The organism is Aureliella helgolandensis, assembly GCF_007752135.1.
Taxonomy (GTDB): Bacteria; Planctomycetota; Planctomycetia; order Pirellulales; family Pirellulaceae; genus Aureliella; species Aureliella helgolandensis.
This window is the reverse complement of record NZ_CP036298.1, coordinates 1,550,132-1,574,085: the sequence shown is the minus strand read 5'-3', so window position 1 is coordinate 1,574,085 and position 23,954 is coordinate 1,550,132. Positions and strand designations below refer to the sequence as shown.

The window sequence follows — 23,954 nt, the reverse complement described above, 5'->3', positions numbered from 1 at the left end:
GATCCGACTCGACGACTACTGCCGACGGCCGTGGCAGGCCTTGTATTTCTTCCCGCTTCCACAGGGACACGGATCGTTGCGGCCGACCCGGGTTTCCAGATTGCGAATGGGTTCAGGTTTGGCGTCCACGGGGGCACCCGCTTTATCCGCAGCCTCTAGGTCGGCAATCTGCTCTTGGGCCATTTGCGTGGTCGTGGGAGCGGGTTGGTGGATCGCGTTGGTCTCATGCCAAGTATGCGTCACGAACCCTTCGTCCAAGGCTTCCATGCGGAAGATCAGGTCGGTCATGCGTTCGCCAATGGCAAACCACATGTCGCCATACATCCGCATTCCCTCGCGTTTGTATTCGACCTTCGGATCCATCTGAGCGAAACTCTTGAGGCTGATCGCACTTCGCAAGTGGTCCATGGCCAGCAAGTGATCCTTCCACGCGCTATCAACGATACTCAGTAGAACCTGTCGTTCCATGCGGCGTATCTCAGGGTGGTAGCGATCATCAATGGCTTGGAGCACCCGTCGCTCGAGAGCATCTTGGTCCATTTCCGCCAAGGTCTCCGGTGCGATGCGGCACGCAAGATTTTGCTCAAACCAATCGTTGAGGGATTCCAGGGCGCCATTGTTCCCAGCGATATACTTCGCCGAAGTATTGGGCTCTGCATCGCCGAAAAACTCCTTCACTTTGGTGAGCGCCCTGCCGGCGGCTTCCTCACCTTGAGTGTAGTGCCCTTCGCTGTAATCCACCAACTTGGAAGTCAGCTCGTTAAGCGATCCGCCAGAGAACTCTTCCGCCGATAGATTGGTGCTGAAGCGGGAGTTCATCCAAGCTATTAACGACTCATGATCGAGTTGATATTGCGTTGGGCTGGTCGCTTTTCCAAATCGCGTGATGCCTGCCAATACGGGGAACTCAGACTCTTTGCGACGGTAGGCCTTCTCTGCGGCGGTCAGCAATTCGTGCTTGAGATCATCGGCTTCTCGCGAACGGAGGTCTTCCAGCTCGAGCTCGATTCCAAACTTGTTCTTCATCCAACCGACGAGCATTTGCAGGCCATAATCGGCATTCAGCAGAGGTGTACCTTCGCTGAGATCCGTTTCTGCCAATCGCGCAAAGACGCGTTCAATGAGATGCGAATCAATTTCGGACCGCGGAATTTTCTTTAATTCGGTCACGCTAAAATTGGTGTTGTAGCGGGTGTTAACCCACTTCGCGAGCGCTCCCCAGTTCCAATCATCCTCCGATTCCTCCTGCGGAAGATTTTCCTCGATGGCATCGAGAATCTGCGTTTCTGCAGAACGTTCCGCTGCATCAATCGCATAGGCAGATGCGGCGCCAGGATCCAAATTGCGGAAATCGCGAGGCTCTAACTCGCAGGACAGAATCTTGCTAACCCATTTGGTATACGACTCGGCCGTAAACATCGGGTCGGTGTACATGTCGACGTAGCGTTCAATCTGTTGCTGGATTTGCTCCAGCACCATATCTCGGCAACTCACGCCATCCAAAATCTGTTGACGGTAGGAGTAAACGCGTTTGCGCTGCTGATCCATCACCTCGTCATACTCAAGGAGATTTTTGCGAATCTCAAAGTTGCGCTCTTCGACTTTTTTCTGTGCGGCGGTGATCCGTCGACTGACAAACGTATTCTCGATGGCCTCGCCCTCGCCCATACCGAGCTTACCCATCATGCCCCGTACCCAGTCACCGGCGAAGATGCGCATTAGATCGTCTTCGAGCGACAGGAAGAAGCGGCTACTACCGGTATCTCCCTGGCGTCCGCACCGACCGCGAAGCTGCAAATCGATGCGTCTGGACTCGTGTCGTTCCGTTCCGATTACGTACAGCCCTCCGATCTCTCGGACCCTTAGACCACTTTCCTTCATGTTTTCGCGACGGTCAATTTCGGTGACGAGTGCCTCCCACTCGTCACGTGGCACGTCCAGACGCGTCGCATATTTATCCTGCAATTGAGCCCAAGCCATCGTCTCCGGGTTTCCCCCCAAGATAATGTCGGTACCCCGACCAGCCATATTGGTGGCAATGGTAACAGCCCCCAAGCGGCCTGCTTGCGAGATAATTTCCGCTTCCCGCTGGTGATGCTTGGCGTTGAGAACCTGGTGGGGAATACCTCTCAACTCAAGTTGGTGCCCGAGTTGCTCGCTCTTTTCGATCGACACGGTTCCGATCAGAACGGGACGCCCCTTGCGGCTGATCTCGCGGACCTCTGCCATGTCCACCTTCTTGAGGCTGCGGTCCGACTTCAATTTAATCGTCAGTTCCGAGTCCGATTCCTGGGTAATATCCCCCACGAATTCTTCGCCATTCTTGAGGTGAACGACGTCGAGTTGCGTCGTCCGTTCGACCTCTTCGGCGACGGCTGCAAACTTCTCTTTTTCGGTTAGGAAAATAGTATCTGGATATTCGATCCGCTGCAGATCACGGTTGGTGGGGATGGCAATCACATCCAGCTTGTAGATCTTTAAGAATTCGTTGGCTTCCGTCATCGCGGTACCGGTCATGCCCGCGATTTTGTCGTATAGCTTGAAGAAGTTTTGTAGGGTGATCGTAGCCAGCGTCTGCGTCTCTTCTTTGATCTTGACCCCTTCCTTGGCCTCCACCGCTTGGTGCAGTCCATCACTCCATTGTCGCCCTTCCATCAAGCGGCCGGTGAAATCATCCACAATGATGATGGCGTTATCTTTGACGACGTAGCTCACGTCGCGTTTGTATAGATAGTGCGCCTTCAGCGCATTATCGATCATATGGGGCCATTCCATGTTTCCGGCGGTATAAAAGCTCTCGACCCCCGCCAGCTTCTCCGCCGCGCGCACTCCCTCATCGGTCAGGTTCACCGAATGATCTTTTTCATTGACGGTGAAGTGCTCGTCTTTCTTGAGTTGGCTGGCGACGCGGTTGGCCTCACTGTACTTGCCAATATCTTGGTGAGCTGGCCCAGAAATGATCAGTGGTGTCCGCGCCTCATCGATCAGAATATTGTCAACTTCGTCAATGATCGCGTACGCTAGCGGACTTTGCACCTGCTGCAGATGCTTGGGGAAACGATCGTCCAAGCGCCCCGCCAACCGCATGTTGTCACGCAGGTAATCAAACCCCAACTCGTTGTTGGTGGCATAGGTGATGTCTTTAGCGTAAGCCGCTTGACGTTCATCGTTGCTCAAACCACCCTGAATCGCCCCAACCGTGAGACCGAGCCCCATATAGAGTGGAGCCATCCATTCCATATCGCGACGCGCGAGATAGTCATTCACCGTAACAACGTGGCAGCCGCGACCAGCCAATGCATTCAAATAGGTCGGGAGGGTGGCGACGAGCGTCTTACCTTCCCCGGTCACCATTTCGGCAATCATGCCGTTGTGCAGTACGATGCCCCCGATGAGCTGCACGTCGTAGTGCCGCATCTTCATGAAGCGGCGGCCACCCTCGCGACAGACGGCAAAGGCTTCCACCAAGAGTTCATCGAGCGTTTGACCGTCGCGAATACGCTGCTTAAATTCTTCAGTCTTACCGCGCAGCTGCTCATCGGTCAGCTTCAACAAGCCTTCTTCCAGAGTGTTGATCTTGGCCACGATGGCTTCGAAACGCTTGATCTGCCGAGCATTTGATGAGCCGAACAAGCTCGTGACGCCGCGTTCTACGCCCTGCAAAACATTCGAGAAAAACAGCCCTGTGTTTTCCCAAGTACGTTCCAAGAATTCCATAACCGGTGAGACTTCGAAGAAGTTGTGTGTGACGTACGTGTACCACCCGCGTTCGACGAAACTAGCCTCCTCCGAATCCCACCTCGACGCCTCGCTGTCGGAGGCATTTTGAGGAAGGAGATTCCAAGGGGTGTGGCAGTGTCCAGCGTTCGCGGATTGTATCCAACATTTGAACAATCCGTTGTCAACAGCGTCAACCCACACGATCCCTAACTCGTTCGAATCGAGGGATCTACTGGCGCGGAAGCTAATTTGAAGGACACACCCAGGAACGAAAAGAAATCGTCCCCAGAAGGGGCTCTCTACGCCCGCCTCATACTGCTCGCCTGGCCAAGTGGTGTCAAAGTGACAATGTAAAACTAGCCGGCTCAAAGTATAGCAATTTGTAGGCCAAGACGGCCCCATCCGCGGGATGCAATCGCTCTAGTCGACGTAACTACCGTATCGCAGCTAGTTTACAATCGCTTAGAGTAAGGTTTTCATGCCGCGCGGTCAACTCCGATCAATGGGCCATCTAACCGACGAGCGTCAGTCCGCCCAAGCCCGAGTTCTGCTCATCGTCAGCAAAGCCCTCATCCCCCATCAAATGCAGCACTAGGGAGTCGAGCTCCTGCCGACGGCGGCGGCCCTCTTCAGCCCGCGCCCGCACCATGTCCGCCGTCCAGCCGTTCTTAATCTTTGCGACGCGACGTTGAATGGTTGCCATGTCTAGAAAACCGTTGCTGCCATTAGTCCCGGTGTGCTCTCGGCGTGATTCGTGCAGAACCTTCATCTCCAATTCCTCCTTGGAATCGCGTCGCTAAGACGCATGGAATTCGCAATAACCTGTCACAATCGTGACGACTGTCAGAGTTGCTACTACTGCATTTACCGTGCCAATCGTCACCGAACCTCCTAGGCTCCCCTCGATTTGCGACGTAAGGCATTTACAGCCAGTGAGTTACGCCATCCACACCCCCTTTCGCGGAAACGTTGTAAGATTGTCAATTGAGCGGAATGATTGCAGATCTTTCAATCTGATTGATGAATTGCTCGCAAAATGCGACACTTCGGAGGGAACGATTGGTGGAAACGGGACCGCCGCCACCGGGGAATCCGCACCCGCGAAATCCTCCTCCGCTTTTGACAGCCCTCCGCAACTACGGAATCGCGTTTTGAACCTATCATTGGCAAATATCGAGCTGGGGGAGCCGCTGGGCACAGGTACCGTGGGGGAAGTCTTCCGCGGCCGATGGATAAAGACGGGAGAAGAAGTCGCTGTCAAATTACTGCAGCCTGGGCTGTCAGAGAACCAACTGGTGCGTGCCCGCTTCCGCCTCGAAATGTCAATCCTCCAGCGACTCAACCACCCGCACATCATTCGCTACTTTGGCGGCGGAGACGTCGATGGCAGACTCTACTATGCCATGGAGGTCGTTGAGGGGGGGAACATCCGAGATCTGCTCGATCGCTATGGCAAATTGAACTGGCAAGAAGTCGCTTCGGTGGGCCGGCAAGTCTGCAGCGCCCTGCAGTATGCCCACAATCAAGGCATTATCCACCGCGACCTCAAACCCTCCAATCTATTCCTAACCAAGGAGGGCTGCGTGAAGCTCGGCGACTTTGGTATCGCCCGGGATACCAACGCAGAAGACATCACCGACCAAGGCATTACCGTGGGCACACACGCCTACATGTCTCCCGAACAGATCACGGGGCAGGCGACCCTAACCGGCAAGGCGGATCTTTACTCTCTGGGCTGCGTTCTGTTTGAGTTGCTCACCGGTGAAAAGCCCTTTGCCGCTGGCAACAACTTCGCATTGCTGTTTGAGCAACATCTGCACAAACCAGCTCCCAAAGTCACCGAGTATATTTCGGACTGCCCCTCCAAGTTGGCTAGCATTATTGACCAGCTGCTGGAAAAGGACCCCGACCGCCGCCCCTTCAACGCCCGCACGGTACAAGCAGTCATGCTGCGTTTGCTGGAAAAGCGTCCCGCCGCGTCCTCCGCCGAGGCAGCGTCCCAACCGCCCGATGTTGGAGCTGGAACCGTGACCGATCCCGGCCTGCAATCACTAGCTCGCAAATTGCTCCCCCCACCAGAACGCCACGTCTCATGGCAGGCACTGGTGATCGTCAGCCTTCTGACCATCGTAGCCGTTTGCGCCGTTGTACTGGCGACGAGGAGTTGAGCCTGCCACCTCCTCAAGCGTTACGCGAAGCGGTCCTCGACCAAATCCACGCACATGGCTGGATTGCTAGCTCATCCTGGCTGGCGACCGTAGATTCGACCAACCTCGCTGCCAAACGAGCTCTGGCATCGACCGCATCACTCCCGGCGCTGTTCGTAGCGGATGAACAAACCGCTGGCCGTGGCCGCGGTGAGCACCAGTGGTGGTCGCCAGCGGGGTGCCTCATGCTCACCTTAGCGTTGGGGAATGATGGTGCCCCCACCGATCGCAGCCAATGGGCGTTGCTGGGACTGGTCTGTGGCGTGGCAGTTGCCGACACAATTAGCCAGTGGATTCCCCCAGAACAGGTGCAGCTCAAATGGCCCAACGACATCTACCTGGGCCGCCAGAAGCTCTCGGGCATGTTGATCGAATCCTACTCAGCCCCCCAGGCAGGTTGGCTGATCGGAATTGGCTTGAATGTGAATATTGACTGGGAGCGTGCGCCAGCCGGCCTGCGCGACCAGGCAACTTGCATTTCCAGCAGCCGCTGCCAGGCGCTGGAACCGGAAATCGTACTGCCCACGCTGCTTGAGAAACTGGAAACCAGGATACGACAATGGCAGGCAGGCGGCGAAGAATGGTTTGACGAGTGGTTGCATCGCTGTCTCCTAAGCGGACAAGTCATTCGCGTTAAAGCCGCAGGACAACAAATCATTGGTCGCTGCGAAGGGATTGACCGCAGTGGTCGACTCCTCATACGCGACGAATTGACCGTCCATGCACTCGCGTCCGCAGAGATCCTCGCCTGGCGCTAACCCTCGATCGGTGCCACCCACGAATGGCACCTATCGAGGACCGGTAAAGGCTCAATCTCCGAGAGCGAGCAGGTGGGTGGCACGCATGATTCAGGGCGGCCTTGGCCCAAATAGAATACTGGCTGGACATTTTCGGGCAGTGTGACTTGGTGGTCACCGGGCGGGGAGAGATGCTCCGGCGGCGTAGGTTCCGTCCTCCCGCTTGATGCGCAGGTAATCGAGCGCAACATACATTGACTTTTTCGCCTTGGGATTGGAGCCAACGACCATTACTTTGAGCGTGTGCCTATTACCCTTGACCCCTTGGTTGGGAAACGACAAAACGCCTGTAGTGACAACATTCGCCTCGTACAGATCAATGGGCTTGCCCAAGGGTTGATCGTCCAAAGAAAGCTGGACGATTCCGTAGTCGCTCGCACACGTCATGACCACTTCAAGATCAACGGTACCGCTGAACTCCGGCAAGTCGAGCGTCATCGTGGCCCCAGCCCGAGCTCCGGTCCACCACAGGTGCGAACCGCCACTCCAGCGATCATCGTTGAAGCGTTGCATGTCTTGAGTCTTCACACTGCCGGAGGAAACCTGACTCTTCAGTGACTCCCCTTCGATTGCACCGGCAACCCTTTCCGTCACGGACGCGAGCTCTGCTTTGGGTCCCCGGGCGGCGACAGCCTCTCCGATGGCAGGGAGCCTGGGCCCGTCGTACAACTTCGGTTGAGCCTCCAGCCATTGAGTCTCAGAAACGATCGTCGTGCGCTGTTTGAGGACGTGTGCTCCCCTCATGCCACCGAGAACGAGGTCCGGTAAGCCATCGGCGTTTACATCGACCACTGAAACTTGCCGTCCGATTCCCGCCTCGCCATCCAACTGCTGTGGAATCCAGTCGACGCCCTCTTTGCCGCGAATCAACTTAAACCAGTAGACGACCGCCCCGGCATCCCACATCGGGCTCTGCTTATGGTGCGACCAATACGTCTTGCCAGTCACGATGTCCTTCAAGCCGTCGCCGTCCATATCGGCCAACGCGACGGAATGCAGCTCGCTAAACAAGACGCCATATTTGTTCTCAGACGGATGCGACCCCATAATCAAATGATGCTTGAATGCGATGGCGTCTCCCTCGCGGACTTGCTCGTACCAACCAAGGCCGAAACCGTGCGCGGAGTGGCTAGTGATGACATCGTTGTCGCCATCACCATCAACATCGTACGCGTACATATCCGCGCCGCCGTTTGCGATACTGAACGAGGATTCGTGTAGCATCCAGCGCGAGTTGCCGACGTCCTCTTGAGGCTGCTCAAACCAACCGTTCTTGTACAGCACATCTTGGCGTCCGTCGCCGTTGATGTCCCCCACGCCCAATCCGTGCCCAAATTTTTCAGGAGCAATCTTCGTGGAAATTGGATGGAACTCCCACGCTCCAAAGGGCTTCTCCCAGTCGATGGTGGCAAAACCGAACATGCTATCGCGCGTGCAGATCAACTCCGGTCGCTCATCGCCGATCAGGTTTGCAAATTGTGGCGATTCGTTCGAAACCCAGTCGATCACCTCATGCTTCCTCCAGTGTTTTCCCGCCGCATCGGCTCCGGGATTTTCGTAAACATGAGCCGGCGTCATGCAGAACCCCACCGCGAAGACATCGTCGAAGCCGTCTCCGTTGAAGTCGTAAGGCCAAGCGAAGAAGTGGTTTGCGTATCGATTTCGGTCCTGCGGCACGGGCTCAAAAATTTCGTGTTTCGTTTTGAATCCGGGCCCCTCGAACCAATAGGGCCCGTAAACAACATCGGCCTGGCCATCCCCATTGAAGTCGCCGGCGTGGGCACCTTCTGAAAGGTAGTCCTCAATCAACGGCACGCGTTCAAACGTGTGCAGCACCAGTTCATCCTCAGCTGAGGCTCTGGCCGCCCACGGCAGCAAGAGGGTTAGCATCAGGCAAGATAGCTTCGAATTCATCGTTGGACTACTTTCTTGGGTTTGGCTAGTGTCCGACGGCGGTAGCCGCAGACCAGGTTCGGGGTGACTCTTCTTGACTGCATGCGGAGAATCCGGCATGGCAGATGTTGACTTCACGGGAAATTCTATAACTGCCCCGGCTTACCAAACAAAAAGCAAACGGGTTACGAACCAAGTGCCGACGACCAGTCCCACGCAGGATAAAGTCACGAGTACAAATCCTCGGACGTACCAAGTTGCGTTTTGCTCGCGGCGAAGTTCAATGTTGCTTTGCGGTCCAAAGTATTTCTGCTCGGCATCGGATTGCGTAATGGCGCTAAGCCTCTCGGCGTTGAGCTCTTCGACAGTTGCGTCCACCAATCCGGCATCGACCAGCGAGGGTAGCTTGATGCCCGCGTCCACCAAGCGTTGCTCTGAGCCAATCGGCGTATTCATGATGGCGTAAAACCGATCGAGTTGCCGCGAACTCTGGGCCGGCCCCAATAGGCTTCCGATCCACATGCCGGTGAGCGACATCAGCGTCGGCACAAAAACGCTGGTCGCGAAGGCGGCATCCGCGTCGGAAAACAGACGTCCGTCTCCGGTCAGTAGATGAGTAATCACTTGATGCGACGTGATCCCGAGCAGGATGGAAGCCCACATGCCGGTTGTGTTTGCCCTACGCCAGATCACCCCGAAGTAAATCGGAATGCCTAAGAAAGACAAAATCGCCATGCACAGCTTGACGTAATCTTTAATATGATCGAACCAAGACGTTGACGCAGCGGCGATGAAAATCGACACGACAGCCCAACAGCGGGCTGACATGAGATAATGGGAAGTCGTCTTGTGCGGTGCGATGACTTTGCGATAGAGAAAATCGACGGTCATGGCGGACGATGTTGTGGCGTACGTGTCGGCCGACGACATGGCGGCCGCGAAGAAGCTTGCGATCATCAGGCCCACCACGCCAACACCAATTGGCAGCACCTCTTTCATGACCACGCCCCAGGCAAGCTCTGGATCGGACATCTCTGGAGCAAGCGTTGCAAAGAAGATCCCGTAGACGGCGAACAAGAGAGTTACGATTCGCTTCCAGAGGTGGCCCCAAGCGCATTGCGTGGCAGCTCTTTCATCGCGAGACACCGCAATCCAACTGTAGATCCACGGCGCGGCGATTCCACCCACCAAGGCAGACACGTTCAACGCGACGACGGTGGTTAGCGTCATGCCTTCGCCAATGAAATCCCAAGTTTCAGCAGGCAAAGACCGGAGCGTTTTCATTCCACCCGCAGCATGCCCAACGAACGGCAGCATCACGAACCCCAGGATCACCAGACACATCACCCCTTGTACCAGATCGGTCAGCAAGGCCGACATCATTCCGCCGGAAAAGACATAAGCAGCGACGATAACCGAGATCGTCCAAACACAGATGGGCAAAGGGAAGTCTGTGAAGCCGGCGAGTATTTTCCCAATTGCCAGCACGAACATTCCGATGAACAACACACATACGATACCGGCGATGACCGCGTACATCGCGGCAACTGCGCGGCTGTATCGCATCTCCAGAAACTCAGCCAGATTGTAAACGCGAGCCCGCCGGTAGTAGGTGGAGAAAAGGAAGTACACGGGCGTCGCGAACAGAAAACTCCACCAATACCACACCCCCGAAAGCCCACTCGAATACGATTGGCCACTGACGACGACGGCCTCATTCCCCGCAATCGCTGACGCAAACACAAATACAAACGAGACGAGCGGCCCCCAGCGTCCACCAGCGACAAAAAAGTCTCCCAGCGTTTTCGTTTTCTTCGCGCCCAGATAGACGCCCAGATAGAGGATGACTGCGAAATAGGCGGCCAGCACCAGCAGGTCGACGAGATGGATCCCGAATACATTCATGAGTTCAATTCGCGTCAGCGCCCTACATTGCCTGCTCGCCCGGGATCACCATCATCACCGGTATGCGGACGTGGGATGGTTGCTCTAGCACGAAACGCACGCAACGCGCGATGTCCGCGGATTGAAGCGGTTGCTTGATTCCCAACATCTCCTTCGGATGTACCAGGAAATGACTCTGGAGCTCGGTATCGACGACTCCCGGCTCAATCAAGCTGACCTTAACGTTCGTCTTGGCCAATTCCATTCGAAACGCTTCCGAAAGTGCTTCGATGGCATGCTTGGTACCGGCATAGACGCCTGCACCAGGCCGCACCTTCGTTCCGAGAATACTGGAAACATTGACGAGGTGCCCCGAACCGACTTGCTGGAAATGCTTGACGGCCGTGTAGGCCATTCGCACTGCGGCTTCAGCATTGACGCGCACCATCCGGCACATTTCATCGATGTCCACTTCATCAATGGTGCCCGAAAACATGACGCCCGCACTATTGAACACGACATCCAGTCGACCGAATTTTTCGATCGCCCGATCGACGAGCTTTTGCGGGGTCTCAGCGTCGGCGATATCTGCCGCCACGACTTCGCAATCCGTCAGATCGGCCGCAAGAGCGTTGAGTCTGTCGGCGCGTCGGGCCGTCAGCACCAACTTCATTCCGGCCGCATTCAATTCTTCCGCTACGCCAGCACCAATCCCGCTCGATGCTCCGGTAATGATGGCGACTTGTTGATTAAGAGGACTCGTTGGCAAGGCCTTGCTCCAGCTGAATCTACGTGACTGCTTTCCGTTAACTGCCGTTAACTGGTATGACCAGCATAGCAGTTCCCCGTGACGAATCAACGACCATACGCTGCAAACAACCATAACTTCTTGACACCCGCACACCAACTGGTATGATCTCTAGCCGGTAAACGGGTCACCGTCATCGCAATAACACAGCCTCAGGAAATGGCGGATGGTCAGTTCAACGACGTCTACGGAAACAGTTTTCCACCACATGCTCCAGAATGTCAGGTCAGGCGTCTGGGAGACAGGCAGCACGATCCCGAGCGAGCGTGCACTGATTGATGAGTTTGGGGTGAGTCGCATTGCGATTCGCGAAGCCCTGTCGATGCTGCGTGGGTTGGGTGTCGTCGACATTGGGCATGGTCGGCGAACGCGCGTTAAATCCATCGACTCGGAAACGCTCGGCTACCTCTTGCCGTTGATGCTCTCGTCCGGTGGCCAACGGACGTTTGACCAAGTGTTTGAAGTCCGCCTGGCCATTGAATCTCAGACAGTCGCGTTGGCTGCGCGACGGCGAACGGACGCGCATCTTGGCAAGCTAGAAATATTGTTGCAGCGTTTCCGGCAAGCGATGACCTCCGCCGACGCGGAAGCACAGCAAATCGACTTGGAGTTCCATCTCGAGATCGCCCGAGCGGCCGACAACCCGCTGTTCCCGGTGCTGCTGGAAGCATTGGCTGGCTTTGTAGCCTTCGCGCAGAAGGAGAGCTGCCGGAATGACTCGGACCGCAGCCAGCGGGCCATCCTTGCTCACGAATCCATTGTCGAAGCAATTCGAGATTCCGATACCGATCGCGCTCGCGTGGAGATGGAATCGCACCTGCGATACAGCATGACCCGCAAGATCCAGCCAAACGCATCGTAGCACACTGATCACTTTCCAACCCTCTTTCCACGGTGAGACCCCCATGCCCCGCTTCCCCTACGCCTTGTTGCTGACGATCCTGCTGACGCCCTCTGCATTCGCCGACGAGACACTCGTGCCGACGATTCAGGGGCCATGGATTCGCATCGCCGGCAATCCTGATCTCGGGGAGTTCACCGGCCCGAAGCAACAGCCGGTGGACTTTGGAGTCTGGCAGGCAGCAGACGGAACCTGGCAAGCCTGGTCATGCATTCGACGCACGAAATGCGGTGGCCACACGCGACTATTCCATCGCTGGGAAGGAGAAAGCCTGACTCAACCCAACTGGAAGCCGATGGGCATCGCCATGGAATCGGATCCATCGGTCGGCGAGGTTGCTGGCGGCCTGCAGGCTCCGCATGTCGTTCGCGAGGGGGGACAATTTCACATGTTCTACGGAGACTGGAACAATATCTGTCATGCAATCAGTGAAGATGGAAAGGTCTTTCAGCGAGTCATTCAACCCTCGGGAATGACCGCCATGTTCACCGAAGGAGCTGGCAACAATACGCGCGATGTCGCGATGCTCAAGGTTGGCGACCTGTGGCACGCCTACTACACAGCATACCCCAACGACCAAGGAGCCGTTTACGTGCGCACAACAGAGGATTTCAAAACTTGGAGCAACTCGACAACGGTCTCGTTCGGAGGTTTCACCACCACCGGGAAATTCTCTGCGGAGTGCCCGCACGTAGTGCAGCGCAACGGTCGGTTCTACCTCTTCCGCACGCAGCATTACGGAACCAACGGCATCACTACCGTCTACCATTCGAAGGATCCGAAGATGTTCGGCATCAACCAGGACGAGCGATACCTGGCAACGCGTCTAGCCGTCGCTGCACCGGAGATCGTGCATCACGATGGCGAGGACTTCATCGTCGCCCTCACGCCGGAATTAGATGGAATTCAGCTAGCGCGGCTGAAATGGCTGCCGAAGCCCAAGCTCGGCCCCCCCCTGTGGTCGTTTGACGAGGCGAGCGTGCGAGCGGGTTGGAAGATAGAATCGGGCAATCTGCCGGGCCCCTTCACCAATTCCAAGCGGAGTGATTTTAATGCGTTGCACGATTACTTCATTGGAACCTCCGAACTTCAGCAAGGGTTCGACGACTCGCGCACCGGGCAAATTCGGTCGCCAGAATTCGAAGTGACCGAAGCATCCTATTACGCGACAACCTCTGGGGGTGCCGACAAGACGCTTTACCTCGCCCTCATCGACTCGGAGACCCAAAGCGAATTGCTGCGAGTGAAGAACGCGACTAACTCCAATTCTCTTCGCCCCCAGCTGATCCATACGGACCAGTGGATCGGGCGACGAGTATTTCTACGAATCGTCGATCAGTCCACAGATGGCTGGGGCCATTTCAACTTCGGCGGACTCTACACTGCCGAACGGTGAAGATGCCAGGAGCTACTGAGCCAAGCACCACAGCACCAAGAACCACATCGCTAAGAAATTCGACGAGCGAAAGCGGGAGGCAGCCCCACTCGGCCAGCCTCGCCCCACCTCTGGAATTCCATTCTGCAATCTTATTCGCTCTCCAATTTACTTCTTACTTCCTGGCGAGCATTCTTTAGCTAGCGGGCTTCAGGAACCGCGAAACGCCCCTCCAGAGAGGCAAGGATCGGCCCGTCAACGAAAAAACGCAGGGCCAAACGCACGCGTGTCAGTGGATATGTGTCACGCGTGTCGCACGGCGGCGGCCAGCGAGGCGGGAGGGCGGCGGGCCGAGGGTCGGAGGGGCCCCCCGGGTGGCGGGTCCCTCCCGGCGGGGTGCCCTGCGGGGCGTAGCCCGTTCATCGATGGCATTTTTTGCGCACACCGGCGCCGAAACGAGGGTATGTAAGTGTGCACGCCAGCTCATGGGGGCGAGCTGGCGTGGGGCGTGACATCGGAGAGGTGGGAAAAGCCGAGTTCGAGAGGGGGCAGCCTAGCGAGCGTAGTGCCAAATTGCCAACTCGGCTGGTGTGGGAAAGTAATCGCCGGTGGTTATGCCTCGGTCGGCGGCGTTGCACCAGAGTCGGAATTTGTGCCGCCGGATGTCGAGCGGCTGAGGAGTTTTTTTAGATGGGCCCTCAACGTGTCCCAGTCCAGGGCCGAGGTAATGATCCGGCCGGACAACTCGGGGGTGAGGATCTGCAGGTGCGACACGATCGACGCGTCGACCGTATAGTTGATCGCGAGCAAGTCGCACACAAATTGCATCGTGATCGCGTCGTTGAGCTCGGCGGCTCCATCTTTGGCCAGTTGCGCTAGCAGCGTGTTGGCGATGTCGAGGGAGGTTTCCCAGATGGCCGAGTATTGGGGCACCACGTCGCCGAGGACAAAGCTGCCAGTCTCGGGAGACTGCCGCATCACTCGCGGGAGGGTCGCAGAAAAGTCGAGCGTCTCTCCGGGCCGCCAGTTGCGTAGGAGCGGCACGATCCAGTCGTGGCCGTCGACCATCCGGATCGATTCTCCGGGCAGTGTTTTCTCGCGGAGCAGTTCGCGAGGGGTGGGCGGCTTGTCGTTGAACGTGCCGACCAGTGAGGAGAATCCAAAACGCGGCGACCAAGTCTGCTTATCAGCCAGGTATTCCAGCGCTCCAGCTGGAGTGCGGGCGTCGGCAATTAGCAGGCCTTGGCCGCCGCTTGGTCCGCGGAATGTCTCGCGATGGTGACGACCGGCGAGGATGATGCGGTCGAGTCCGTGGTCGCGGAGGAGCTGGTCGCTGACAGCTTTTGCCTCCGGGATGAAAAACAAAAGCATGGGGGACCTTTGAGAGGGAGGAATTAAGCGGCAGTGGGTCGCGAATAGAGCACGGGCACGGCAGCGCGGCGATTGTTGCTGCGTTCGGCGGCCACCAGCTTGGCAATGTCGCGGCTGGACATGTTGGCCACACGGGCAGCTGCCTCTTTACTGCCGCATCCAGTCACACAGCACACGCATCGCACGGCGACTTTGATGTCGTCCGGCGAGATCTGCGGCTCTGCAGTGTCGGTGGATAGAGCGGCGGCGGCCGTTGGTTCCGTGGATTTTTGGGATTTTGCTTTCGCCATGACTATGGGAGCTCCGCTGCGGTATCGATAGTGATGGGGGCGTTGGTGCCATCCCAAGAGCAGGTGATTTGGACTGTGATCTCGGCACGACTGGTACCCTGGCCGGTGTGCTGCGTCACGACAGCGACGCCATTGGCGGTGAGCTTAATGTGCTCGGCGGTATCGTCTGCCACAAATCCGATTCCATCGTCACGCTTGCGGAGATAGATGGCCGTCTCGGTGTGGTCGACCTTCAATCCGACTGGTGGCACACCGGACGCTCCGAACGCAGACGCGTCGAGTCCGGTGAGCGTGATTACTGGGCGGATGCCGGTTTGCTGCATGTGCGTGTCGAAGATGTCGCTGTCGCATCCGAGGGCCTCGGCACCCTGGCCAAAGTCGATAGTGACAGACTGCGCACAACCAAACGCGACCACGCCAGCGGTGACACCCAGAGAGATTGGCCCGAGTGTATGTTCGACGTTGGCCACGACCAAAGTCGGCAGAGCGACATCGTCAGCGATGACCAATGGATGAGCGGCCCCGTCGGAAGAGAATAGGATCGCCTCCATGTCGAGGCGGGCGGCCTGGCGGTGGGAGCAAGTTAGTCGACGGGGGACGATCACGCCACGATTGGACGTATAGGACCGGTGGACCGATCCGGAGAGTGGGAGTCCGTCAACGTCGAGTTTGGCGAAGTAGCCGACGAGTGGATTACTGGCGTCGATCTTCGCGCCGGTGGATCCAGTCAGAGCCAGGGCCTGGGCAACCATCGTCGATCCGAAGGCATCGCGAGGTTTCTGGGCGACGATCGCGGCAAACTGCGGAAACGGCGAACCGATACCGACGTTGTTTTGCACTTCCGGATTGGTGGACACGTTCAGTCCCTGCAGGCCGGAGAGCACTGTGGTGCCGTGTTTGATTGCGTAGGCAGTGTGGAGTGACATGTGGCAACCTGCATTTATGGGATCGAATCATCGTTTGCGTGTTAGCAGTCTGCATGATGACCACCGCTGGCCAGGCGTCCCACTAGAACGACAGTTCGCCATCCTCGATTTCCGTGGCCAGGGCCTCGAGGAAATCGTTCAGTGCTTTTCGAGCCTCCGGATCGATGCGAGCGAGAGTTTGCCCCAGGGTGCGAAGCTTTGCGGCGAGTGCGACCAAGGCCGATCGCACGGCGGCCTTGGGGATCGCGTCCCCTTTGGAGAATTGCAAATCGATCAACTTGCGTTCGTTGTCGCGTTCGAGTCCGACGATCTGCTGGCGGAGTTTCTCCGCCTCGAGCTCGTCGCGATCGTCCCCTAATTCGCTGCGGAGTCGATGGGAATTGGCGGCGATCAAATCGTGCAGGGCGGTGAGCGCCTCGCGGAGATTGACCGACGCCCCGCGGAGCGGCAACCGGTAGTTGTCCGCCGCATCGTCGATCAGTTTGTGCTGCCGGCCAGCCAGTTGGCAATACTCGCCCTTGGGAACGGCCGATCGCCAAGCGGCGATTGCCTCAGCACGTACGCGGGCGTCTAGCCATTCGATATCGCGAATGTCTTGGCGCCGGAGCGGGCTGCCTTGCAGCTGTCGGATGCGAGCTTGGTACGCGGCGAGGAGGCGCGCATCATCGTTCGACTCTGCTTTCGCCGCGGCTTTTTTCTTCGCCATTCATAGTTGCGAACACTACGCGGATTTCGCGGCCTGGGTGCCAGGCTTAGCGAAGAATTCTACCGCCTCGGACCGCAGCCCGGCAACTAGCCGCGGCCTTCCTGGATCTCTCGGATCAGTTCCAATATCAAACTGATGATCTTAGCCCAGTCGAAAGCCTTCTCCCCGTCACCAAAGGCGGTACGCTGTGCCCGCAGAAACTCAATCAACTCGCGTTCGTTCTGCGTCACAACCATGCAATCATCGCCTGGCGGGCAATCTGGCTTGCAATCCGGACATGGTGGGCATGGTGGACAATCCGGATCGGTAGGCCCCTCCCCATCAGGGACGACCCAGATCGGCATATCTTCCATCGCGCTTCCGGCAATTGAAGCTAGTACGCTAGCGGTCTCTGGCCGGTAACGTTCAGACGTTTCGATCAGCGCACAGGAGCCGAAAATGCCCTCACTTGTATCAGGTCGTTCGCCGTCTCCATCGCTAAGTTCGCTCAACCCCTGAGGACGCAAATCGGCCAAGTGCATGTTGCGTTGACTGGCTACCTGCCACAGCTTTGACGTTTTTTGGCCAGCACAGCGATTGCCAATCGACCAAGTCAACAAAGCAATCTGTTGTCCTTTGCTGTTGTAGATCGCGGATCCAGATTGGCCACCGATCGCATTGGGCGTTCCGGTGATCAAGCCATCTCCGTAGTTGCGGGCATCGTTGAACTGCTTTACGACCAAAGGCCAAACGCAGCGAGGAGAGCCTGTGGTACCGAACGGAGGACTATCGGGTTCGGATTTCAGCATTGGCATATAGCGTTTGCTTGATAATCCCTCCACATAGACGATTGAGAAATCCACCATCCGACTGTCAGAGTAACCTGTCATCACGGTGCGCCCAGTGAGTCGCCTTTGCCCGCCATTGACGACGCAATCGACAGAGACAACCCTCCCCAATTGTGTCCCGGTCACGTGGGCATTGGTGACAATGAAGCTACCATTGCCGTCGGCCCCACAGATCGTTCCAGAGCCGCAACTGCCGTTGTAAATACATCGGGTGTGGGGATGATCCGCTTCCACCTCGGCAGTTTCGGTGACCTCGGGGGTCTCGCGACGAGCGACTGGCGAGACGGCGAGGGGTCCAGGATCAAATTGAGCCGTAACAACCTGTCCGGAATCGTAGAGCGTTCCGGGAGAAGGGCACACCGTTCCAGGTGGGCAAGTGGCATATTGTGCGGAAGTACTTGTTTGAGCCTGTCGACGCCAGGGAAGGAGCTGCGCCGAAGCCAGCCCGGCAAACTCCGTGATTGCGAGTATCGCAATCATGGCAAGTGCGAATGGTTTCACGGGTAAATCCTTATAGAACGAGTGGCAACTGAAGCGCGAACTGAATTCGCTAGACAATCCCACTAGTTTTGATTTGTCCCGCGCGGCGTCCCACTAGAACTCTTCGGGTAACCCCGGATTTCCCATCGCCAGGCATGCGACGCAAGGCACCAAACCGACCAGGCCATGGTCTGGGCACCTCCACGTGCGTTGGAAGTATCGCACCGGCCCGGCGGAATCGATGTGGCGATTGCGCGCCGCTTGCACCAGGCGGTGGACCGCCGATTTGCTCATGCCAGCTTTGAGGGCCGCCCCTTTGCAACTCAGTCCCTCGCGCAGCACGCCGCTCAATGCTTGGTCGACTTGTGCCTGAGTTGGCAACTTGCATCGGTAGTGCAACCCAGAGTCGCGGGCGATCTGCAAGAGGCGATTGCGTGAAATACGAGTCGTGTTGGCGATGTGCTTGATCGTATGGCCACGATTCTGCACACGATCGGCCAACATGCGGCGCAAAAAGAGAGTGTCGTCCGGCGGCAAATCTGCAGCAATAGCACCAATCCCCGGGGCCCGCGTTGGAAAAGTCCGCACATTATACCCTCAGTGGACGCATGGGACACTAGAACGGACCTGGCAAGAATGCTACAGACTGCCGCAAATTTCACACGGGAACAGCCATGGCGACGCAAATCGTAGAACTGACGGGCGACGAGGCAAAACTGCTCAAATCGCTCGACAACGTCATTCAAAAGCAACTCGAGCTCGAGCGGAAGCTGCGCGACACCGGTGTGCAAGGTGATGCTGCTGGGATCCAGATGAAGGACGCCCTAGCCAAGGTCGAGGCCGAGGCCGAAAAGACACTCAAGGGCCTGTTGAAGGAACTCAACACTCTTGGGCCGGAGGGACGCCAGGCATCGGAGGAGCTCCGCAAGCACTTGGTAGAAGCGGGCAAGATCGGCGAGAAGTCGATCGAGAGTGTGGTCGCCAAGCTGGATTTGATCGATCCGGAATCGGCGGCCGCTGCTCGCAAGCTGGTCTCGAACATGCAGGACGCAGGCAACAAAGGCGAATCGATTTTCCAGCGGTTTGGCAAGTCGGCGGTCGGGCAAATCGCGGGAATTGCGAGTGCTTACGTGGGTGTGTCGGAAGCGATTCAAGCCGTCAACGGGTATCTCAAACAGCAGCGCGACCTGCTGAAAGAGGCCAAGGATGCACAGATTGCTCTTGCGAGGTCCCAGCAGGATTTCCACAAAAACTCTGTGGGGCTAACTGCCATTCAGCAGTCTGAACTCCTCAAGGTTGAAATCCCGAACATCGCCAGAGACGCAGGGTTTCCCGACGTATCCTCGCTGAATGACGCCGTGGGGGCTACAGTCTCGGTTGGCGCCGATGAAAAACAGGTAGTCGCGGCAGTTCGCGCGGCGGCTAGCCTCACAACGAATTCACCAGAAGCACTCGACGATTTGTCGGCGGCGGCACACACAGTTGGTCGGTATACAGGCACAAATGATCCAATCCAGGGCCTGAACTTACTACTAACTGCAGGCAATATCTCGGCAGTCAAAGACCCCGCTAAGCTCGCAGAACAACTCCCTAAGTTATTTGCAATTAGCGCCGCTGCTTCTGAGGCAGCCCCTGAGGTAAAAGTCCGGGAAACGGCGGCTTTATTTGGAAGCTTAACCAAGCAGCTAAACGACAAAACTGGTGATATTTCCGCTACGGCACTTCGAGACCTAGAACCTCAGTTGCGAGCGTTCGCAAAGGATAAAGTGGATGATCCGGGTTCCACATTGGGCCGATTAGAGTTATTGCGCAATAGTAGTAAGGAAATCCAAGAGAAATTTCTCTCTTCGGTGCTAGGCGGTGGGGCCGCCAAAATTGCTGTTGAGTCGCTCCTAGACCCGACGTCCGAGTTATCTCGCAACGTAGCCAGCGGCGTTGAGTCCGTCAGTCTAGGCCGCGGAGAGTACGATAAGGTCGTGGGGCAGATTCATGGCGCAACCTCCCCGCTCGCAATTGCTTCAGCAGAAAATAGATCTAAAGCGGCATTCAACGCCAAGAATTTGGAAGATACCGAAGGGGCCACGCTGGACCTAATTCGCGAGATCACCAGCGAAACTCTGGGAAAAACGTTGCCGGCCGGGATCGATGGGTTCTTGGCGGCTCGCGGAGATTTCTCGGCGTATGGGGGGCTCACCGGATCGACTGCGGCCGAGGAAGGAGCATCGGCCGTGCGAACGCTCTTGCTGCGGGCGGGACGATTGCGTGGCGATGGAATCCAGGCAGGCGACGAGACCAAGCTCGTGTTGATCGACCAGCAGGTCAAGAACATCGAGCAAGTGCTCGCTGCACAGGGCGGAATAGGTGCACTCGATAGCGGAGGAGTGCAAACCGCACTGGAGCGACAACGCTCGGCCGTCGCCAACGCCGGAACCGTGCGAGAACGGTTTGCGGACGAGGAGTTCAACGCAGGGATGAAACGCATGGTCGAGTCGATCGCGGCGAGCAATGAAGCCATGCAAGACCAACCTGAAGCACCACCGGCCAACCCGCAACCGGCCACTGGGGCGGTCAACAATCTGCAACCCTAGGGCGTACGCGCGGGACGCGGGGGGAAACTCGGGCACACTGCTCGAATGGCCACACACTCCCAACTCGCCGATCAATTCCGTGACCTGGTCCGCTCCACACGTAGCGAACCAGTTCCGGTAATCACGCGCGCGGCGGTCCTCACGCCCAAAACGCTCGACGAAGAGAATCGACGCATCCAATCGGTGCTCACCACGGAAGATCCCGTGGCGGTCTACGATTGGCGGCGTGGCGAAATCGTGCTCGAAATCCTCCGCATGGATGGTGCTGAGTACGAGGAGCAAACGCCACTGCTGCGCGACCACAACCAATACTCGGTAACCTCGATCCTCGGATCGGTGATCGAGCCAGTGGTGGCCAATGATCGCCTCGACGGCTGGCTCGAGTTCGGTACCGAGCTCGACGATACGGCCGAATCGATCTGGCGACGCGTCAAACAAGGGCACTTGCGGCGGGTCTCGATCGGCTACGACTACACGGCCAAGGACTACGTGACGATTCCCGCCGGGGAAACGCAGACCGTCAAAGGCAAATCGTACACCGCCCCCAAGGATCGCTCTCTGCGGATCGTTTTCCGATGGCGATTGCGAGAGGTTTCGGTCGTAGTGATCCCAGCCGATGCACGAGCCAAGCTCAAGTCGCAAGGGACGGCAGATGCGACGACTTTAGAATTTTTCGCTGAGCAATCAGCTACCCCACCAGCGACCGCTGGACGTACTTTCGAAACGGCAGAGGATACCATGAAACAATTCCTACGATTTCTGCACGGGTTGGGCCTGGCGTCCACTGTCACCGATACCGACGCCGCTCTCGAGTGGGCTCGCGGTGGCGTGCTAACCTCCGCACAGCTGAACGAACTGGCCAACTATTGCAAGTCCGATGGCGTGGCGTTCGAGGTATCATCCGCCAAGGTCAAGGGCTCTGCCACCACTGGAACACGCAGTGGTGAGGGAAGCGGAGGAACCGGAGCTGGAGCAACTGGCACCGATTCGACCAATCCAGCTCCCACCGACGGTGGCCAGCGCAGCGACTCACTCACCGCCGAGCAACTGCAAACGCACCTCCGAACGGCGTCCAACGAAGCGATCGCCGCCGAGCGAGCTCGCATTACCGCGATCCGCGAATTGGCCGCCCAGCATCCCGAGGTTTCCGAAACGGTCGTCCGTGCGGCTGAAAACGAGGGAATCACCGTCGAGGCGGCTCAAGGGCGATTCCTGGAAGCAATCCGCACCGGACGCCAAACCGGAGTTCCCCCAGCGGGCCATGTGCGTGGATCCGAGCAGCTCAATTTGCGAGTCCTGCATGCGGCTCTGCTCGAGCGAGCTGGCATTCGCCCCGATTCTCCGTTCCTGACCAGCGATCTGGCTCGGTCGGTGGGCGGCCGCAGAGAGTTCCAATCCGATTGGATCTGCAATCAACCCGCCACCGGCCAGCGACGCGACGCCCTGGAGCAAGCGTTCGACATCGCTGGTCAACGTGGCCTGCGAAACCTGACTCTAATGCGGCTCGCCGAATTGGTGATTGAGCAGGAAACGGGCGAACGGGTCTACGACGAAACGCAGTTGATCGAACGGGCGTTCGCCTCCGGTGGATTCACCGCCCTTTACGGCTCGGTCGTGCACATGCAACTGCTCAACAGCTACGCCCTGGCCTACAGCGCGTACGAGCAGTTTGTGGATATCGTCGACGTGATGGATCACCGCGACCACAAAGACGCCGACATGACTGGCGTCGGCCGCATGGTCAAGCAGAGCAAGAAGAACCCCGGCAAGGCAGCCACGTTGAACGTCGACGATCCAACGCTGCAGAGCGTTGCCGCCGAACGCTACGCCGGAGTGCTCAAGCTGACCGACCTGGCGATGATCAACGATAGCTTTGGCATTGCCGGCCACATGCCCGAAGAGCTCGGCAAGACCGCCAAGCAAATGGTCGCCGATATCGTCTGGGCGGAAATTCTCCGCACCGACAATTTGTCCGATGGCAAAGCTCGCTACAACTCGACCGACGGAAACGACATCGACGTTGCTGCATTCGACACCGATGGTGTGACGGCCATGGGCGTTGCCCTCGGAGCCAAGAAAATTGGCAAGCGGCGAATCCAAGTTGCGGGTGGCGTGATCGCAGCCGGACTGACGCAGAGCCCAGCCGCCAAAATCCAGATCGGATCGGAAACGATCAACCATGCCGTCAACCCTCACCGCAATGCCTACCGTGTTGTCGAGGATACTGCGATCGACTTGGGAGTTGACGACCCAGCCAATGACGAGGCCGCAATTGCCGGAACGCCCGATTCGCTCTACGCATTCGCCACCGGTGACAAACGTTCGGTCAAGCTGGCGTTTCGGCGGGGCACGAACCGCGGCCCGATCACTCGACGTGGCATCCTGACCGAAGGGGAATGGGGCCTCTACTGGGACATCTTCCTGGATGTCGGTGCCGCGTTCCAACGCCGTGTTGGCACCGTGCGTGTGAATGTCACCGGCTAAAACTCGTCACCGGCTAAAACTCGCACAACCCCGCGAAGGTGCGGGAGGTATGGTTCGCCAGCCTCCCGCACCACTGAACCACTTTAGCGCTCCGCTGCTTTACTGATCCACTGCAGGAATTTCGACCATGGTCAAACGATACGCACTCCACACGAAACGGCCAATTCTAATTGCCGGGCAAACGCTGACACCGGAGGACGATTTGGTCACGCTCGAACTGCAATGCGATCTGCCGATCCGCAAGGTGTTGCAGTTGCTGCAATTCAATCATGCGGAGCTGCTCGAAATCGATGCCGAAGATGAGGAAGGTGAAGAGTTGGAAACAATCGAACTTGCTCCCACACACGGGCCGGGGGCCGATGCGACCGACCCCATCGCCCCCAATCCCGAACCAGAAGCCGCGGCTAGCGAGCCAGTTGCCGAAGCCGAACCAGATAACTCCGGGGACAATTCCGGGGACGACTCCGACGAGCCCACTGTGTTCGACCACTACCCGGAACCGACGCGCCGAGGATTGGCCAAAGTGGGAATTGTCACGCTGGCCGATGCGGCCGAGCACTACACCACGCACAAGTCGTTTGAGCTACTAGACGGCGTGGGGCGCGAAACCAACAAAAAGATCATTGCACAATTGCAGGCCGCCGGCCTGATCACATAGCGGGCCGTCAGCCCGCAACAATCCACTCCCGCTCCCCCC

General features: G+C 57.5%; 18 protein-coding genes. 7 read left to right on the top strand and 11 right to left on the bottom strand.

The annotated features are described in order from the left end of the window. Positions 1 to 15 precede the first annotated feature (15 nt). On the bottom strand, positions 16 to 3,717 hold the full coding sequence (gene secA / locus Q31a_RS31245) for a preprotein translocase subunit SecA (protein WP_145075284.1): 3,702 nt from the start codon (positions 3,715 to 3,717) through the stop codon (positions 16 to 18). 514 nt (positions 3,718 to 4,231) lie between these two features. Continuing rightward, positions 4,232 to 4,489, bottom strand: a complete 258-nt coding sequence (locus Q31a_RS05680) for a hypothetical protein (RefSeq protein ID WP_145075281.1) — start codon at positions 4,487 to 4,489, stop codon at positions 4,232 to 4,234. 256 nt (positions 4,490 to 4,745) lie between these two features. Here Q31a_RS05680 and Q31a_RS05675 point away from each other — a divergent pair, with 256 nt between their 5' ends. Beyond that, a complete protein-coding gene (locus Q31a_RS05675; protein ID WP_231691078.1) occupies positions 4,746 to 5,888 on the top strand; it encodes a serine/threonine protein kinase in 1,143 nt (380 codons plus the stop codon). Further along, positions 5,858 to 6,685 carry a biotin--[acetyl-CoA-carboxylase] ligase gene (locus Q31a_RS05670; RefSeq protein ID WP_197356254.1) on the top strand — a complete coding sequence of 276 codons (828 nt, stop codon included), beginning with the start codon at positions 5,858 to 5,860 and terminating at the stop codon, positions 6,683 to 6,685. The genes Q31a_RS05675 and Q31a_RS05670 overlap by 31 nt, the downstream gene beginning before the upstream one ends. 153 nt (positions 6,686 to 6,838) lie before the next feature. Here the strand turns inward: Q31a_RS05670 and Q31a_RS05665 are convergent, their stop codons facing one another. From Q31a_RS05665 to Q31a_RS05655, 3 genes are all read right to left on the bottom strand, one after another. Continuing rightward, the gene (locus Q31a_RS05665; protein ID WP_145075274.1) at positions 6,839 to 8,638 is read right to left on the bottom strand and encodes an FG-GAP repeat domain-containing protein; all 1,800 of its coding nucleotides are present in this window, start codon (positions 8,636 to 8,638) and stop codon (positions 6,839 to 6,841) included. Between the two features lie 141 nt (positions 8,639 to 8,779). Beyond that, positions 8,780 to 10,522, bottom strand: a complete 1,743-nt coding sequence (locus tag Q31a_RS05660; RefSeq protein ID WP_145075271.1) for a sodium:solute symporter family protein — start codon at positions 10,520 to 10,522, stop codon at positions 8,780 to 8,782. A 22-nt stretch (positions 10,523 to 10,544) separates the two neighbouring features. Further along, on the bottom strand, positions 10,545 to 11,270 hold the full coding sequence (locus Q31a_RS05655; RefSeq protein ID WP_197356252.1) for an SDR family oxidoreductase: 726 nt from the start codon (positions 11,268 to 11,270) through the stop codon (positions 10,545 to 10,547). Positions 11,271 to 11,475: 205 nt separating this feature from the next. On the opposite strand from Q31a_RS05655, the gene Q31a_RS05650 reads away from it, so the two are divergent. After that, positions 11,476 to 12,171 (top strand): FadR/GntR family transcriptional regulator, encoded by a 696-nt coding sequence (locus tag Q31a_RS05650; protein WP_145075265.1) that lies wholly within the window; start codon positions 11,476 to 11,478, stop codon positions 12,169 to 12,171. A gap of 43 nt (positions 12,172 to 12,214) precedes the next feature. Next, positions 12,215 to 13,606, top strand: a complete 1,392-nt coding sequence (locus tag Q31a_RS05645) for a glycoside hydrolase family protein (RefSeq protein ID WP_145075263.1) — start codon at positions 12,215 to 12,217, stop codon at positions 13,604 to 13,606. Between the two features lie 591 nt (positions 13,607 to 14,197). On the opposite strand, the gene Q31a_RS05640 is transcribed toward Q31a_RS05645, so the two are convergent. The 6 genes from Q31a_RS05640 to Q31a_RS05615 all read right to left on the bottom strand — a co-directional run bounded on the left by Q31a_RS05640 (position 14,198) and on the right by Q31a_RS05615 (position 18,773). Continuing rightward, complete coding sequence (locus Q31a_RS05640; RefSeq protein WP_145075260.1) at positions 14,198 to 14,956, bottom strand: hypothetical protein; 759 nt, start codon at positions 14,954 to 14,956, stop codon at positions 14,198 to 14,200. 23 nt (positions 14,957 to 14,979) lie between these two features. Continuing rightward, entirely contained in the window at positions 14,980 to 15,246 is a 267-nt protein-coding gene (locus Q31a_RS05635; protein WP_145075256.1) for a hypothetical protein, read from the bottom strand. Between the two features lie 2 nt (positions 15,247 to 15,248). Continuing rightward, the gene (locus Q31a_RS05630; protein ID WP_145075253.1) at positions 15,249 to 16,172 is read right to left on the bottom strand and encodes a hypothetical protein; all 924 of its coding nucleotides are present in this window, start codon (positions 16,170 to 16,172) and stop codon (positions 15,249 to 15,251) included. A gap of 82 nt (positions 16,173 to 16,254) precedes the next feature. Next, positions 16,255 to 16,878, bottom strand: a complete 624-nt coding sequence (locus Q31a_RS05625; RefSeq protein ID WP_145075250.1) for a hypothetical protein — start codon at positions 16,876 to 16,878, stop codon at positions 16,255 to 16,257. 86 nt (positions 16,879 to 16,964) lie between these two features. Beyond that, positions 16,965 to 18,206, bottom strand: coding sequence for a serine protease family protein (locus Q31a_RS05620; RefSeq protein ID WP_145075247.1), 1,242 nt, complete (start codon positions 18,204 to 18,206; stop codon positions 16,965 to 16,967). A 93-nt stretch (positions 18,207 to 18,299) separates the two neighbouring features. Further along, complete coding sequence (locus Q31a_RS05615) at positions 18,300 to 18,773, bottom strand: hypothetical protein (RefSeq protein ID WP_145075244.1); 474 nt, start codon at positions 18,771 to 18,773, stop codon at positions 18,300 to 18,302. A gap of 86 nt (positions 18,774 to 18,859) precedes the next feature. Here Q31a_RS05615 and Q31a_RS05610 point away from each other — a divergent pair, with 86 nt between their 5' ends. The 3 genes from Q31a_RS05610 (at position 18,860) to Q31a_RS05600 (ending at position 23,915) form a co-directional block, all read left to right on the top strand. Further along, positions 18,860 to 20,773, top strand: coding sequence for a hypothetical protein (locus Q31a_RS05610; protein ID WP_145075241.1), 1,914 nt, complete (start codon positions 18,860 to 18,862; stop codon positions 20,771 to 20,773). A 45-nt stretch (positions 20,774 to 20,818) separates the two neighbouring features. Further along, positions 20,819 to 23,257: a phage major capsid protein gene (locus Q31a_RS05605; protein ID WP_145075238.1), complete on the top strand. Its 2,439-nt coding sequence runs from the start codon at positions 20,819 to 20,821 to the stop codon at positions 23,255 to 23,257. A gap of 127 nt (positions 23,258 to 23,384) precedes the next feature. After that, positions 23,385 to 23,915, top strand: coding sequence for a hypothetical protein (locus Q31a_RS05600; protein ID WP_145075235.1), 531 nt, complete (start codon positions 23,385 to 23,387; stop codon positions 23,913 to 23,915). The last annotated feature ends 39 nt before the right edge of the window (positions 23,916 to 23,954 follow it).

What these genes read in the sequence shown, in the direction of transcription:
- secA (WP_145075284.1), bottom strand. Translation starts at nt 3,717, where the DNA reads ATGGAATTCTTGGAACGTACTTGGGAAAACACAGGGCTGTTTTTCTCG.
- Q31a_RS05680 (WP_145075281.1), bottom strand. Translation starts at nt 4,489, where the DNA reads ATGAAGGTTCTGCACGAATCACGCCGAGAGCACACCGGGACTAATGGC.
- Q31a_RS05665 (WP_145075274.1), bottom strand. Translation starts at nt 8,638, where the DNA reads ATGAATTCGAAGCTATCTTGCCTGATGCTAACCCTCTTGCTGCCGTGG.
- Q31a_RS05660 (WP_145075271.1), bottom strand. Translation starts at nt 10,522, where the DNA reads ATGAATGTATTCGGGATCCATCTCGTCGACCTGCTGGTGCTGGCCGCC.
- Q31a_RS05650 (WP_145075265.1), top strand. Translation starts at nt 11,476, where the DNA reads ATGGTCAGTTCAACGACGTCTACGGAAACAGTTTTCCACCACATGCTC.
- Q31a_RS05645 (WP_145075263.1), top strand. Translation starts at nt 12,215, where the DNA reads ATGCCCCGCTTCCCCTACGCCTTGTTGCTGACGATCCTGCTGACGCCC.
- Q31a_RS05640 (WP_145075260.1), bottom strand. Translation starts at nt 14,956, where the DNA reads ATGCTTTTGTTTTTCATCCCGGAGGCAAAAGCTGTCAGCGACCAGCTC.
- Q31a_RS05635 (WP_145075256.1), bottom strand. Translation starts at nt 15,246, where the DNA reads ATGGCGAAAGCAAAATCCCAAAAATCCACGGAACCAACGGCCGCCGCC.
- Q31a_RS05630 (WP_145075253.1), bottom strand. Translation starts at nt 16,172, where the DNA reads ATGTCACTCCACACTGCCTACGCAATCAAACACGGCACCACAGTGCTC.
- Q31a_RS05625 (WP_145075250.1), bottom strand. Translation starts at nt 16,878, where the DNA reads ATGGCGAAGAAAAAAGCCGCGGCGAAAGCAGAGTCGAACGATGATGCG.
- Q31a_RS05610 (WP_145075241.1), top strand. Translation starts at nt 18,860, where the DNA reads ATGGCGACGCAAATCGTAGAACTGACGGGCGACGAGGCAAAACTGCTC.
- Q31a_RS05605 (WP_145075238.1), top strand. Translation starts at nt 20,819, where the DNA reads ATGGCCACACACTCCCAACTCGCCGATCAATTCCGTGACCTGGTCCGC.
- Q31a_RS05600 (WP_145075235.1), top strand. Translation starts at nt 23,385, where the DNA reads ATGGTCAAACGATACGCACTCCACACGAAACGGCCAATTCTAATTGCC.